General features: G+C 66.3%; 11 protein-coding genes. 6 read left to right on the top strand and 5 right to left on the bottom strand.

The window, feature by feature from the left end; genetic code table 11:
- Nucleotides 1-38 precede the first annotated feature (38 nt).
- Nucleotides 39-1,409, top strand: a complete 1,371-nt coding sequence (locus QPK29_RS21620) for a glutamine synthetase family protein (RefSeq protein WP_056124109.1) — start codon at nucleotides 39-41, stop codon at nucleotides 1,407-1,409.
- A gap of 30 nt (nucleotides 1,410-1,439) precedes the next feature.
- Nucleotides 1,440-2,879: an aspartate aminotransferase family protein gene (locus QPK29_RS21615; protein ID WP_371771289.1), complete on the top strand. Its 1,440-nt coding sequence runs from the start codon at nucleotides 1,440-1,442 to the stop codon at nucleotides 2,877-2,879.
- Between the two features lie 198 nt (nucleotides 2,880-3,077).
- Here QPK29_RS21615 and QPK29_RS21610 read toward each other — a convergent pair whose 3' ends face one another.
- On the bottom strand, nucleotides 3,078-4,535 hold the full coding sequence (locus tag QPK29_RS21610; RefSeq protein ID WP_371771288.1) for a sodium:solute symporter family protein: 1,458 nt from the start codon (nucleotides 4,533-4,535) through the stop codon (nucleotides 3,078-3,080).
- Nucleotides 4,536-4,671: 136 nt separating this feature from the next.
- Between QPK29_RS21610 and QPK29_RS21605 the strand changes: the two genes are divergently transcribed.
- A complete protein-coding gene (locus tag QPK29_RS21605) occupies nucleotides 4,672-6,156 on the top strand; it encodes an aldehyde dehydrogenase (RefSeq protein WP_371771287.1) in 1,485 nt (494 codons plus the stop codon).
- 120 nt (nucleotides 6,157-6,276) lie between these two features.
- Here the strand turns inward: QPK29_RS21605 and QPK29_RS21600 are convergent, their stop codons facing one another.
- Nucleotides 6,277-7,029 carry a LytR/AlgR family response regulator transcription factor gene (locus QPK29_RS21600; RefSeq protein ID WP_056124117.1) on the bottom strand — a complete coding sequence of 251 codons (753 nt, stop codon included), beginning with the start codon at nucleotides 7,027-7,029 and terminating at the stop codon, nucleotides 6,277-6,279.
- Nucleotides 7,026-8,108, bottom strand: a complete 1,083-nt coding sequence (locus QPK29_RS21595) for a sensor histidine kinase (RefSeq protein WP_400189829.1) — start codon at nucleotides 8,106-8,108, stop codon at nucleotides 7,026-7,028. Before QPK29_RS21595 ends, QPK29_RS21600 begins: the two co-directional genes overlap by 4 nt.
- Before the next feature lie 167 nt (nucleotides 8,109-8,275).
- Here QPK29_RS21595 and QPK29_RS21590 point away from each other — a divergent pair, with 167 nt between their 5' ends.
- Nucleotides 8,276-9,622, top strand: a complete 1,347-nt coding sequence (locus QPK29_RS21590) for a glutamine synthetase family protein (RefSeq protein WP_371771286.1) — start codon at nucleotides 8,276-8,278, stop codon at nucleotides 9,620-9,622.
- Here the strand turns inward: QPK29_RS21590 and QPK29_RS21585 are convergent, their stop codons facing one another.
- Nucleotides 9,623-11,191 (bottom strand): response regulator, encoded by a 1,569-nt coding sequence (locus QPK29_RS21585; protein WP_371771285.1) that lies wholly within the window; start codon nucleotides 11,189-11,191, stop codon nucleotides 9,623-9,625.
- A 148-nt stretch (nucleotides 11,192-11,339) separates the two neighbouring features.
- On the opposite strand from QPK29_RS21585, the gene QPK29_RS21580 reads away from it, so the two are divergent.
- Nucleotides 11,340-12,119, top strand: coding sequence for a DeoR/GlpR family DNA-binding transcription regulator (locus QPK29_RS21580; RefSeq protein WP_371771284.1), 780 nt, complete (start codon nucleotides 11,340-11,342; stop codon nucleotides 12,117-12,119).
- A complete protein-coding gene (locus QPK29_RS21575) occupies nucleotides 12,116-13,288 on the top strand; it encodes an MFS transporter (protein WP_056124126.1) in 1,173 nt (390 codons plus the stop codon). Before QPK29_RS21580 ends, QPK29_RS21575 begins: the two co-directional genes overlap by 4 nt.
- Here QPK29_RS21575 and thpR read toward each other — a convergent pair.
- Nucleotides 13,285-13,794 (bottom strand): RNA 2',3'-cyclic phosphodiesterase, encoded by a 510-nt coding sequence (thpR, locus tag QPK29_RS21570; RefSeq protein WP_371771283.1) that lies wholly within the window; start codon nucleotides 13,792-13,794, stop codon nucleotides 13,285-13,287. The two genes, QPK29_RS21575 and thpR, sit on opposite strands and share 4 nt — an antisense overlap.

The following is a 13,794-nucleotide window of genomic DNA, read 5'->3' as shown; positions in this document are numbered from 1 at the left end:
CGCTTGCGTGCAATCCATTAACGGACAGAGAGAACATCATGGCTATCCGCGACAATTTTTCATACAACGACATGGACGAGTGGCTCAACGGCAAACGAGTCACCGAAATCGAATGCCTGGTGCCCGACCTGACGGGCGTCGCGCGTGGAAAAATCCTCCCGCGCGTGAAATTCACCGAGGACCGCGGCATGCGCCTGCCGGAAATCGTGCTGGGCATGACCGTGACGGGCAATTCACCGTCCGACGACGATGCCTTCGACCGCGCGATCTCGACCACCGACCGCGACATGATCCTGAAGGCCGACCCGGGCACGATCACGATGGTGCCGTGGGCCGTCGACCCGACGGCGCAGGTGATCCACGACTGCTATTTCTCCGACGGCAAGCTGGTCGATTTCGCGCCGCGCAGCGTGCTGCGTCGCGTGCTGAAGCTGTACGAGAAAAAGGGGTGGAAGCCGCTCGTCGCGCCCGAACTGGAGTTTTATCTGACGGCGAAAAACATCGACCCCGACCTGCCGCTGGCCGCCCCGATCGGCCGCAGCGGGCGCTCCGAGACGAGCCGCCAGGTCTACAGCATCGACGCCGTCAACGAATTCGACCCGCTGTTCGAGGACATCTACGATTACTGTGACATGATGGGCCTCGACGTCGACACCCTCATCCACGAAATCGGCGCCGGCCAAATGGAAATCAATTTCCAGCACGGCGAACCGCTGGGCCTCGCCGACAAGGTCTTCTACTTCAAGCGCACCCTGCGCGAAGCGGCGCTGAAACACGATATGTACGCCACCTTCATGGCCAAGCCGATGGCTGGCGAGCCCGGCTCGGCGATGCACGTGCACCAGAGCGTCGTCGACGCGGAATCCGGCCGCAACATCTTCAGCAATGTGGATGGATCGCCGTCCGACCTGTTCCGCCACTACATCGGCGGCTTGCAGAAATACATGCCGTCCGCGATGGCGATCGTCGCGCCGTACGTGAACTCGTACCGCCGCATCGTGCGCCACACGGCCGCCCCGATCAACCTGCAATGGGGCGTGGACAACCGCACCGTGGGCTTCCGCGTACCCGTGTCCGGCTCGCAGGACCGGCGCGTGGAAAACCGCGTGATCGGCGCCGACGCCAATCCCTACCTCGCCCTCGCCGTTACCCTGGCTTGCGGCTACCTCGGCATCCAGGAACAGCTGGAACCGACGCCGATGGTCGAAGGCAGCGCCTACAAGATGAAGGTCGAGCTGCCGCAAGGCCTGTCCGAAGCGCTGACCCTGCTGCGCGGCGAGGACCGCCTGCGCGACATCCTCGGCGAGCGCTTCGTCGACGTCTATTCCGCGGTCAAGGAACTGGAGCACCAGGAATTTATGACGGTAATTAGCCCGTGGGAACGAGAGCACCTTCTTTTGCACGTATGACCATGCGACGACGACGACAAGGAGATCATCATGACTTTCGACACCATGGCATTCGAGGCAGGCCCGCGCGCGCCGGTCCGTGAGGACCATGACACCCGGACATTGCAACAGCTCGACAGCGCCCACTTCCTGCACCCATTCACCGACCACGGCGCCCTGAGCGCGAAGGGCGCGCGCGTGATGGTGCGCGGGGAGGGCATCTACCTGTGGGATTCGGACGGCAATAAAACCATCGACGGCATGTCCGGCCTGTGGTGCGTGAACGTGGGCTATGGCCGCACATCCATCACGCAAGTCGTCGCACGGCAGATGGATGTTTTACCGTTCTACAACAGCTTCTTCAACACGACGAACGTGCCGGCCGTGAAGCTGGCGGAAAAGCTGGCGAGCCTGGCACCGCCCGGTTTCGAGCACGTGTTCTTCACGAGCTCCGGTTCCGAGGCGAACGACACCGCGCTGCGCATGGTGTGGCGCTATTGGCAGCTGATGGGGCAGCCGGAGCGGCAGATCGTCATCAGCCGGCGCAACGCCTACCACGGCAGCACGATTGCCGGGGCATCGCTGGGCGGCATGGCCGCGATGCATGCCCAGGGCGCGCTGCCGATCCCGCACATTCACCACATCGAGCAACCGCATTTCGGCGAGCACGGCCGCGGCCTTTCGGAATCGGAATTCGGGCTGCTGGCCGCGGGCTGGCTCGAACAGAAGATACTCGAAATGGGGCCGGACAAGGTCGCCGCATTCATCGGCGAACCGGTACAGGGCGCGGGCGGCGTCATCATCCCGCCGCAGACGTACTGGCCGCAGATCCAGCGCATCTGCGACAAGTACGGCATCCTGCTCATTTCGGACGAGGTCATCTGCGGCTTCGGCCGGCTGGGCACGTGGTTCGGCAGCGAGCGCATGGGCACGCGGCCCGACCTGATCCCGTTCGCGAAGGGCGTCACGTCCGGCTATGTGCCGCTGGGCGGGGTGCTGGTGGGCGAACGCGTGGCGCGCGCGCTGATCGAGCGCGGCGGCGATTTCAACCACGGTTTCACCTATTCCGGCCACCCCGTCGCCTGCGCGGCGGCACTGGAAAACCTGCGCATCATCGAGGACGAGAAACTGGTCGACAAGGTCGCGCGCGAGACGGGGCCGCATCTGAAAGCCGCGTTCGCGCGGCTGGCCGAGCATCCGCTCGTCGGACACGCGGAGAGCATCGGCATGACCGCCGGCCTGAACCTCGTGCGGCGCAAGGCTGCGACGGTGCACGACTGCGAACCGTTCGCGCGCGACCTGGCGGTGGGGATGGTGTGCCGGCAGCACATGTTCGACAACGGCGTCATCATGCGTGCCGTCGGAGACCGGATGATCGTCGCGCCACCGCTCGTGATGACCTGTGCGCAGGTAGATGAGATGGTGGAGCGGATACGGTTTTGCCTGGACCGGACGTTGGCGGATGTCGCTGGTCGTGGGTGGCTGGACTGACTTCGGTTGCTTAACTTGGGTTCCCGCCAAGGCGGACGGCGAGTCCGGGAACGACGGTCTTAAAGATAGCTCAGGAACTGCGCCAACACTATTCTTGCGCTATCAATAGCACGTCATCCCCGCGAAGGCGGGGATCCAAGCTGAGTCGCCGACACCGCAAAACAAAAAGGCCCCGAGCTTCCATCGAGGCCTTCTTATTTACGCGCTGACCGCCGTCTTGTGCGGCTCGTGCCGGTTCTTGAGCACCTGCGGCGCCAGCGAGCCGATGAACATGCCCGCGAACGCCGCGAGCAGGCCCGCCAGCTGGCCCGGGAAGACTTCGCCCAGCGGCGAGATCTGCGGGAAGAACACGATCCACGTGGCGATGCCGGCGACCAGCGACAGGATCGCGCCCTGCGTCGTCGCGCGCTTCCAGTACAGGCCGGTGACGAGCGGCACGAAGGCGCCGACGAGCGTCACCTGGTACGCGGACGACACGAGGTCGTAGATCGACGTGCCCTTCATCGCGATGGCGTAGGCCAGCACGAGCGAGGCGAACACGACGATGGTGACGCGCATCGCGAGCAGTTGCTGGCGGTCGCTCATGCCCGGGCGCAGGTTTTTGAGGATGTTTTCCGTGAAGCTCGTCGACGGGGCGAGCAGCGTGGCGGACGACGTGCTCTTGATCGCGGACAGCAGGGCGCCGAAGAACAGGATCTGCATGATCAGCGGCATCTTCGTCATCACGAACGTGGGCAGCACGCGCTGGTAATCGCTCTTGGCCAGTTCCAGCGCATCGTTGCCCATCACGATCACGGCGCACGCGACGACGAACATCGGCACGAACGCGAAGATGATGTAGCTGGCGCCGCCGATCACGGCGCCGGCGCGCGCGGTCGGGGCGTTCTTGGCGGACATCACGCGCTGGTACACGTCCTGCTGCGGAATCGAGCCCAGCATCATCGTCACGGCCGAGCCGACGAAGAAGGCGATGTCGGTGAACTTCGCTTCCGGCAGGAAGTGCCACAGGTTCGCGTTGTTGGCCATGTCGATGACGGCACCGGTGCCGCCGGCCAGTTTCGCCGAGAACACAGCGATGATGGACAGGCCGACCACGAGCACGATCATCTGGATGAAGTCGGTAATCGCGACGGCCAGGAAGCCGCCGATGACGACGTAGATCAGCACGGCGAGCGTGCCGACGATCATGCCGGCCGTCTCCGACATCGCGCCGCCCGTCAGCACGGAAAACACGAGGCCCAGCGCGGTGATCTGCGCCGCGACCCAGCCGAGGTAAGACAGGATGATGGCGGCCGAGCAAAAGACTTCGATACCCTTGCCGTAGCGGGCGCGGTAGTAGTCGCCGATGGTCAGCAGGTTCAGTTTATAAAGGCGGGCGGCGAAGAACAGGCCGACGAGGATCAGGCAGGTGCCGGCGCCGAACGGGTCTTCCACGAGCGCGCCCAGGCCGCCCTGCACGAATTTCGCCGGGATGCCCATCACGGTTTCGGCGCCGAACCAGGTGGCGAACGTCGTCGTGATCACCATGATCAGCGGCAGGCTGCGGCCCGCGACGGCGAAGTCGGACGTGTTCTTGATCCGCGTGCCGGCCCAGACGCCCAGGCCGAGCGTGCCGAGCAGGTAGAGCACGACGGACGTAATCAGGATGGTGTTCATATCGGTGTGCTCCGGGCTCGCAATAGAAAATGCGGGTGGGAAAAATTTCGGATTATAGCGGCAGAAATCGGCGTTTGGATCGATTTTGTTTGCTAGTATCGGCCTGACAACAGGATGACATCTGCACGGAGACAATATGACCACGCCAAGCTGGCATGAACGATCCAGAACGGTGCACATCGACGGCCGCGCCGTCATCGAAGGCCGGCGTGTCGACGCCGCATCCGGCGCCCGTTTCGACAATATTTCTCCCATCGACGGCCGCATCCTGGGCGAGGTCGCCCGCTGCGACGCCGCCGACGTCGACGCCGCGGTCGCCAGCGCCCGCGCCGCGTTCGAGGATGGCCGCTGGGCCCGCAAGCCCCCGGCCGAGCGCAAGCGCACCCTGATCCGCTTCGCCGACCTGATGCTCGCGCACGAAGACGAGCTGGCCCTGCTGGAAACCCTCGACATGGGCAAGCCCATCCGCTACAGCAAGAGCGTGGACGTGCGGCTCGCGCAAAACTGCATCCGCTGGTATGGCGAAGCGATCGACAAGATCTACGACCAGGTCGCGCCGAGCCCGCAGGACAGCCTGGCCCTCATCACGCGCGAACCGATCGGCGTCGTCGCGGCGATCATCCCGTGGAATTATCCGATGCTGATGGCTGCGTGGAAGATCGGGCCGGCCCTCGCGGCCGGCAACAGCGTCGTGCTGAAGCCGTCGGAAAAGGCGCCCCTGAGTTCCTTGCGGCTGGCCGAGCTGGCGCTGGAGGCCGGCGTGCCGGAAGGCGTGTTCAACGTGCTGCCCGGCTATGGCGACGAAGCCGGCCGCGCGCTCGCGCTGCACATGGACGTCGACTGCATCGGTTTTACCGGTTCCACGCGCGTGGGCAAGCAGATCCTGCAGATGGCGGGGCAGTCGAACCTGAAACGCGCGTGGACGGAACTGGGCGGCAAGTCCGCCAACATCGTGTGCGCGGACTGTCCCGACCTCGACGCGGCTGTCGCGGGCGCCATCGGCTCCATCTATTTCAACCAGGGAGAAAGCTGCAACGCGCCGTCGCGGCTGTTCGTGGAGGAATCGATCCGGGAAGCGTTCCTCGACAAGGCCCTCGCCTTGATCCCGCAGTACGCGCCGGGCGACCCGCTCGACGAATCGACCGTGATGGGCGCCATCGTCGATGCGATCCAGATGAAGACGGTGCTCGGCTTCATCGACGACGGCAAGGCGGCCGGCGCGCGCCTGCTCGCGGGCGGCCATGCGGCACGCGCGGAGACCGGAGGTTTGTATATCGAACCGACGCTGTTCGACGGCGTGGAGTCCACGATGCGCATCGCGCGCGAGGAAATCTTCGGGCCCGTGCTGTCCGTGCTGTCGTTCACGGACCTCGACGAGGCGGTGCGCCAGGCCAACGCGACGCCGTACGGGCTGGCGGCCGCCGTGTGGACGGCCGACATGAGCCGCGCGATCCGCACGTCACGCAAGCTGCGCGCGGGCACCGTGCACGTGAACCAGTACGACAACGACGACATCACGGTGCCGTTCGGCGGCTACAAGCAGTCGGGCAACGGGCGCGACAAGTCGTTGCACGCGTTCGACAAGTACACGGAACTGAAGACGACGTGGATTCAAATCTGACCCGTATACCCAAGACCGTCGCCCCAGCGAAGGCCGGGGTCCAGGTTCGTTGCATGCCACTGCGCTCAATACCTGGATCCCCGCCTGCGCGGGGACGACGTTGGTTGATTGCGCGTCTGATTAAATCGCCATCTCCCTGAGCACCTTCGACGCTTCCCGGCTCGCCGTGAGCACGGCCCCGTCGCGCATCGTGATCTCGAGCTGCGACTGGTCGTCCGCGCGCATGGAGTCCACGAAGTCGAGGTTCACGAGCGCCGAGCGGTGGATGCGGATGAAGCGGCCCGGGTCCAGTTGGGCTTCCAGTTCCGAGATCCCGATGCGCACGAGGAAGGTGTGGCCGCGCGCGGCGATCGCCGTGTATTTCGCATCCGCCTTCAGGTAGGCGATCTCGTTCACGGACAAGGGAAAGATGCGGCCGCGGTCGCGCACGAGGATGCGTTCGATACGGCTCGGCACACGATCGACCGCCAGCGTGAGCGCGCCGCCGATGACGTCGGGCGCGGGGACGGACGATCCCGGCGTCTCCAGCAGGCGCGCGACGGCCGCGTCGAAGCGGGCGCGCGTAAAAGGTTTCAGCAGGTAGTCGACGGCGTTCAGTTCGAATGCGGTGACGGCGTACTGGTCGTACGCGGTCGTGAACACGATGTCCGGCACGACGGTCAGGCGGCGCAGCACGTCCAGGCCCGTCATCTCGGGCATCTGGATGTCCATGAAGACGATGTCGGGGCGGATGCGGTCGATCTGCGCGAGCGCGCTGGCGCCGTCCGCCGCTTCGCCCACGAGGCGCAGGCCGGCGTGGGCGTAGATGAAGTCGCGCAGGACGTCGCGCGCGAGCGGTTCGTCTTCCGCGATGAACACGGTCCGGGCATTCATGTGAATTCCTTGTCGTTGGCGGCGAGGGGAATGGCCATCGTGACGACGAAGCCGGCGCCCGGCGCCGTGTCGATGGCGAGTCCCTCCTCGGTGCCGTATTCCAGTTGCAGGCGGCGCTCGACGGTGCGCAGGCCCAGGCCGTTCGACGCGCGCACGCGGCCGATGTCGGCGCCGGGGCCGTCGTCGCCGACGGACAGCACGAGCCTGCCCGTGTGCACGTCGAGGCGCGTGCGGATCAGCAGGCGGCCCGGCCGGCTGTGCGGGTTGAACGCGTGCTTGATGCTGTTCTCGACGAGCGGCTGCAGCGACAGCGCGGGCAGCAGGTGGCCGGAGGCGGCATCGTCGAGCTCCCAGTCGACGTGCAGGCGCGCGCCGAGGCGCAGGCTTTCCAGTTCCAGGTAGTCGCGCACGAAGCGCAGTTCGTCGTCCAGCGTCACGCGGTCGTTGCCCGTCTTTTCCGTGTCCAGCACGTAGCGCAGCATGTCGGAAAACTGGAACAGCGCGGTCTCCGCGGCGTTCGGGTCCTTGCGGGTGAGGGCGATGATCGAGTGCAGCGTGTTGAACAGGAAGTGCGGATTGAGCTTGCTGCGCAGCGCGTTCAGCTCCGTCGCGACGAGCAGCGCGTGCGCCTGCTGCACGGCGACTTCCTGCCGGCGGCGCGCATCGTTGGCGCGGATCATGTGGAACGCGGTGGCGATGACGCCATAGCCCATCATCGAATACAGCACGGGCCACACGTAGAACGACAGCGGCTGCGTCGTCTCGTAGATCAGCGCCGGCAGCGCGTACGACAGGATGGCGTACGTCGGCGCGCCCACGCCGTGGATCAGGCAGCGCGTCGCGAACGGGACGTGGCGGCGTTCCATCCAGCCGCTGAGCGGCCAGTGCAGGGCGAGCACGAAGGCTTGCGGCACGATCCACAGCATCGGGATCAGGCCGCGCCAGTTGTAGCCGTGCTGGCTGGAGTCGGCGAGCCGCAGCACGACCGCGAGCAGCACCATGTACGCAAGCCAGGCGCAGGCGTAGTTACGCCACATGCGGGTGGTTTTCGGCTGTGTCGTGGTCGTCAGCTGTTCCATTCATAAAGTATGACGCAGGACGGCGCCCGGCGGAATGGCGATGACGCGAAGTGCGGTATCGCGGCAACTAATTGAGGAAATGAGGCAAAAACGGGGCCGTCCGACCCGCGCGCGGCCTAATAATCGCCGATGCTATATTGACCCGCATCGAGTCAAGCGAGAGTGTGATGGATTCCGAAGCGCATAATCCGATGCGCGATTTTCTGCGCGAACACAATATCCACGAAGTCGAGTGCGTCATCGCCGACATGACGGGCATTGCCCGCGGCAAGATCCTTCCGAAAGACCTGTTCCTGGCGGGCGAGCACATGCGGCTGCCGAAGAGCGTGCTGCTGAACACGGTCCACGGCGAACAGCCGAACAATACGCCGTACGTCGGCTCCATCGATCCCGACATGGTCTGCGTGCCCGACCCCGCCACGATCCGCGTCGTGCCGTGGGCCACGGAGCGCGTCGCGCTCGTGATCCACGATTGCACGAACTTCGACGGCACCCAGGTCGACCTCGCCCCGCGCTCCGTGCTGCGCCGCGTGCTGGGCCTGTATGCCGAACGGGGCTGGCGGCCCGTCGTGGCGCCCGAAATGGAGTTTTATCTCGTCGCGCGCACGACGAATCCGCACGAGCCGTTGAGCCCGCCAACGGGCCGCAGCGGCTTCACGGAGCAGGGCCGGCAATCGTATTCGATCGATGCCGTCAACGATTTCGATCCGTTCTTCCTGGAACTGTCGGCGTTCTGCAAGCAGCACGAGCTCGGCGTCGAGACGCTGATCCACGAGGCCGGCGCGGGCCAGATGGAAATCAATTTTACGCACGGGGACGCGCTGGAGCTGGCCGACCGCGTGTTCCTGTTCAAGCGGGCCGTGCGCGAGACGGCGCTGCGCCACGGCATCTTTGCCACCTTCATGGCCAAGCCGATGGAGACGGAGCCGGGCAGTGCCATGCACGTGCACCAGAGCATCGTCGACGCGGACGGCCGCAACATCTTTTCCAACGACGACGGGACGGAAAGCACGCTGTTCCGCCAGTTCATCGGCGGGCTCGAACGCTACGTGCCGGCGGCGACGCTCCTCTTCGCGCCGCACGTGAATTCCTACCGGCGCCTGTCGCGCTTCCAGTCGGCGCCGATGAACGTGCACTGGGGCTACGACAACCGCACGTGCGGCATCCGCATCCCGAACTCGAGCCCGGCCAGCCGCCGCGTGGAAAACCGCGTGCCGGGCGTGGACGTGAACCCGTATCTCGCGATGGCGGCCACGCTGGCCTGCGGCTTCCTCGGCATGGTCGAAGGGCTGGAACCGCCGGCGCCGACGCCGGAAAGTGCGGAGCACATCCACGGCGACCTGCCGCGCAATCTCGAGGATGCGATCCTGCAGCTGCGCGGGTGCCCGGCGCTGGCCGACATGCTGGGGCCGTTGTTCGTGCAGGCGTTTTGCGAAGTGAAGGAGCTGGAGTTCGCGACGTTTTCGCGCGTGATCAGCTCATGGGAGAGAGAGCACCTGATGTTGCTGGTGTGATCACACGCACGGCAGGGTGATGGTCAGGCGCGTGTGCCCATCGCCCGTCTCCATGGTGGCGTCGCCGCCTTGCACTTCGGCCATCAGGCGGATCGAATAGGTGCCGAGACCCATGCCGCCCTGCTTGCCGGCCGTGGCGTACTTGTCGAAGAAGCGGTCGCGCATGGTGAGCGGGACCTCGCCCTCGTTGTCGATCACGACGTGCAGGCTGCCGGGGCCCGGCGCCACGTCGACCTTGATCGTGCCGCCCGGCGGCGCCGCCTCGGCCGCGTTCTTGAAGGCGTTCGAGAACATCGAATAGCACAGCAGCGACTCGCCCAGGCAGACGGTGTCGCCCGGCGCGGCGAAGCGGATCGCGATGCGGCGGTCCGTGAACGCGAGCCCGGTCTGCTGGGCGACGCGCGACAGCAGCGCGCCCAGGTCGAACGGCTGCAGCGCCGGCTGGTACTCGCCCTTTTCCATTTTATGGATGTCGAGCGTGCGGTTGATCATGTCGAGCGCGTGGTTGGCGGCCATCTCGATCATGTGCGCGCGCTCGCGCTGCGCATCCGGCAGGTCGCCCGCGAGCAGCGCCTGGCTCGCGTGCAGGATGACGGCGATGGGGCTCTTGAGGTCGTGGCGCGTCATCCGCTCCACGTCTTCGCGCAGGTGCGCGTTCTCGATCAGCAGTTCGTTCTGGCGCTTCAGGTCGCCCATCGCCGTGGCCAGCGCCAGATGTGTCGCGATGCGGGCCTTCAGGATCGTCGGGTCCGCGGGCTTCGACACGTAGTCGACGGCGCCCAGGCGCAGGCCGCCCACGATATCGTCGACGGCGTCTTTCGCGGACAGGAAGATGATCGGGATGTGCGCCGTCCTCGGATCGGCTTTCAGGTGGCGGCACGTCTCGAAGCCGTCCATCACGGGCATCATGATGTCGAGCAGGATGATATCGATGGGGAAGGCCCCGGCGATCTCCAGCGCCTTGCGGCCGCTGATCGCCACCTTGATCGCGTACTCGTCCTTCAGCGCGCCGGCCAGCACCTCGATGTTGGTCGGCACGTCGTCCACGATCAGCACCGTGCAGCGCTTCAGGCGCTCGGCCAGCGGGGCCTGCAGGCCGATGACGTCGGCCTGGACGGGCGTCGGCTTCAGCACCGGCGGCGGCGCGGAATCGGGCCGGGGCACGGGTTCCGGCGCAGGCTCGGACTCTTGCACCGTGCCGATCATCGCCATGAACTTGCTGGCGAAGCTGTGCACGGTGAACGGCTTGATCATGTACGCGTTGACGCCGGCCTGCAGGGCGCTGCGCACGGAGGCGGGATTGGCCTCGGCCGTCAGCATCATGAAGGGCGTCTTCGCATAGCGCGCGTCGTGGCGCATCCAGTGCAGCAGGTCCAGGCCGCTCATCACCGGCATGCCCCAGTCGCCGATGACGATGTCGATCGTCTGCTTGCGCATGAGGTCTTGCGCGGTCTTGCCGTTCTCGGCCTGGAACACGTTGGAAAAGCCGAGTTCCGTCAGCACCTGGCGCACGGCGGTGCGGATCAAGAGATAGTCGTCGACGATCAGGATGGCAGCGGACTTATGCATATTGTTCTGATAATGAATGCAGGGAGTGTAGCAATGATTAGGCCGTCAACCAACCACAAGGCGGCCTGTATGCATGAATATGCTTGTTTATATTGGTTCTTGCCGGTTTTTGCGTAAACGTGTACAGTGCCTGCTCAAGGAGAAACCTATGCAATTAGCGGAAGAACGACGGCAGCACATCGTCGACACGGTCGAGCAGCAGGGCAAGGTGCTGGCGGCCGAACTGGCGCAGCGGTTCAACACGTCGGAAGACACGATCCGCAGAGACCTGCGCGACCTGGACGCGGCGGGCCTCTTGCGCCGCGTGCACGGCGGCGCGATGCGGCGCACGCAGCCTGTACCCAGCTTCGGCCAGCGTGTCGATGCCGACGAAGCGCGCAAGGAGATGCTCGCGCGCGCGCTGGCTGACAGCGTGCAGCCGGGCGACACGGTCCTCGTCGATGCCGGCACGACCAATCTCGCGTTCGTGCGCCAGCTGGAAGACGGCCGCGCCGCGACCATCATCACCAACAGTCCGCAGATCGCTCTTGGCCTCGGCCACCTGCGCATTACGCGCGTCGTGCTGCTGGGCGGCGTGTATTCGGCCCACGTCGGCGCCGTGATGGGCGCACAGACGCTGGCCGAGATCCAGCGCCTGCGCGTGGACGTCGCGGTCGTGGGCGTGTGCAGCGTCGAGGCCGAACGGGGCCTGGGCGCGAGCGACCCCGAGGAAGCCATCCTCAAGCAGGCCATCCTGGCCGCGGGCAGCCGGCGCGTCGTCGCCGCGCTGAACGAGCGGCTGGAAGCGCCGGCGCCGTTCCCGATCGCGCCGCTGGCGGACATCGACCGCCTCGTGCTGGAAGCGGATGCCGCGCCCACCGTGGTCGCGCGCCTGCGCAAGGGCGAGCGCGCACCTGAAATCGTACTCGCAGCAAGGAGCCGCGCATGAGCCGCATCGACGACACACTATCCCTCCAAAGGGCGCCGGCCGCCAGCGTGAACGCCGCGCGCTGGTCGGTTTCCACTATCTTCCTGCTGAACGGCGCCGGCATCGGCGTGTGGGCCGCGCACGTGCCGCTCGTGCAGGCGCGTGCCGGCATCGACACGGGCGTGCTCGGCTTCCTGCTGCTCACCATCGCGGGAGGCGCGATCTCCGCGATGCCGCTGTCCGGCTGGATGGCGGGGCGCTGGGGCACGCGCGCCGTCGTCGTCGGCAGCGGCCTGCTGTTCGCGCTGATGAGCGCCGTGCTGATGAACGTGAGCGGTCTCTTGCCGCTGTTCCTCGCGGCCTACGTGTTCGGCGCCAGCAACGGCGTGCTGGACGTGGCGATGAACGCCAACGCGAGCGAAGTCGAAGCGGCGCGCGGCATCCCGACGATGTCGTCGTTCCACGGCTTCTACAGCCTCGGTGGCCTGATCGGCGCGGCGCTCGGCGGCGTGTTGATCGGCGCGGGACTGGGCGACGGCCGCGGTGCCATGATGGTGAGCTGTGGCATCTTCGCCGCCGTGGTGTCGTGCGGCGGGCGTTTGCTGGTCGTCCCGCCGGTGCCGCATGCGAGCCATTTCGCCTTGCCGCGCGGGCCCGCGCTGTTCCTCGGCCTGCTGGCCCTGCTGTGCTTCGCCATCGAGGGCGCCCTTGTCGACTGGAGCGCGCTGCTGCTGAAGGAGCGCACGCAGGTCGATGCGGCGACGGCGGCCCTCGGCTACTCGGCGTTCTCGGTGACGATGGCCGCCTGCCGTTTCGCGGGCGACCGGCTCGTGCTGCGTTTCGGTCCGCTGCGCGTGATGATCGTCGGTGGCCTGGGCATGTTCGCGGGGTTGATGCTGGCCGTGGTCAGCACGCAGTTCTGGCTGTCGGCGCTGGGCCTCGCGCTGATCGGCCTCGCCGCGGCGAACGTCGTGCCGCTGATCTTCGCGGCGGCCGCGCGCATGCCGGGGATGTCGGCCGGCGGCGGCCTCGCGACCGTCGCCACGCTCGGTTACGCGGGCCTGTTGATGGCGCCGCCGCTGCTCGGGGCGATCGCGGCGCACACGAATATCGCCGTGGCGCTGGGCATCCTGTCGTTGTCGGGGATCGTGATCGCGGCGAATGCGCGGATCGTGAAGCGTAATAATTAACGGTATTCGCGCAGCACCGTGTAGGTGCCGGCGTGCGATGCGACGAGGGCGTAATGCGTGACCGCCCAGTCGATCGCGGGACCGGCGGCGGGCATGACCGCCCCGTTCGCGCGCCGCGCCATCGTCACGTGCGGCCGGTAGGCGCGGGCTTCCGGCACGAGGCCCAGCGCCAATAAGGCATCCGACAGGCGCGCATGCAGGTCCAGCAACCCTTGCGGTTCGCTGTGCGGCTCGATCCACGCGATGCCGCTGCGCTGCAGTGCGGGGCGGCCGAACTGCAGGTCGAACGGTTCGAAGGGCACCTGGAAGCCATCCAGGAAGTCGGGCAGCCGCGCGGTGGGCTGGTTGCCGAGGAAGTGCAGGGTCACGTGCAACTTGCTGGCGTCTACCGGCGTGGCGCCGCGCGGCCACGTCCATGCATCGCGCCACGCGCGCAACTGGTCACGCACGGGCTCGATCGGCCACAGGGCGAGGAAGAGGCGGGTGGTGTCCGGCTGCGCGCCCAT

Source organism: Massilia orientalis (genome assembly GCF_030411975.2).
In the GTDB taxonomy this organism is placed as follows: domain Bacteria; phylum Pseudomonadota; class Gammaproteobacteria; order Burkholderiales; family Burkholderiaceae_D; genus Telluria; species Telluria orientalis.
Note: the sequence above shows the minus strand (reverse complement) of the source record. Positions and strands in the feature narration are given on the sequence as shown.

Bases quoted from the DNA above. Each gene is read 5' to 3' on its own strand.
- QPK29_RS21620 (WP_056124109.1), top strand. From the start codon at position 39: ATGGCTATCCGCGACAATTTTTCATACAACGACATGGACGAGTGGCTC.
- QPK29_RS21615 (WP_371771289.1), top strand. From the start codon at position 1,440: ATGACTTTCGACACCATGGCATTCGAGGCAGGCCCGCGCGCGCCGGTC.
- QPK29_RS21610 (WP_371771288.1), bottom strand. From the start codon at position 4,535: ATGAACACCATCCTGATTACGTCCGTCGTGCTCTACCTGCTCGGCACG.
- QPK29_RS21605 (WP_371771287.1), top strand. From the start codon at position 4,672: ATGACCACGCCAAGCTGGCATGAACGATCCAGAACGGTGCACATCGAC.
- QPK29_RS21600 (WP_056124117.1), bottom strand. From the start codon at position 7,029: ATGAATGCCCGGACCGTGTTCATCGCGGAAGACGAACCGCTCGCGCGC.
- QPK29_RS21595 (WP_400189829.1), bottom strand. From the start codon at position 8,108: ATGGAACAGCTGACGACCACGACACAGCCGAAAACCACCCGCATGTGG.
- QPK29_RS21590 (WP_371771286.1), top strand. From the start codon at position 8,276: ATGGATTCCGAAGCGCATAATCCGATGCGCGATTTTCTGCGCGAACAC.
- QPK29_RS21585 (WP_371771285.1), bottom strand. From the start codon at position 11,191: ATGCATAAGTCCGCTGCCATCCTGATCGTCGACGACTATCTCTTGATC.
- QPK29_RS21580 (WP_371771284.1), top strand. From the start codon at position 11,340: ATGCAATTAGCGGAAGAACGACGGCAGCACATCGTCGACACGGTCGAG.
- QPK29_RS21575 (WP_056124126.1), top strand. From the start codon at position 12,116: ATGAGCCGCATCGACGACACACTATCCCTCCAAAGGGCGCCGGCCGCC.
- thpR (WP_371771283.1), bottom strand. From the start codon at position 13,794: ATGGGCGCGCAGCCGGACACCACCCGCCTCTTCCTCGCCCTGTGGCCG.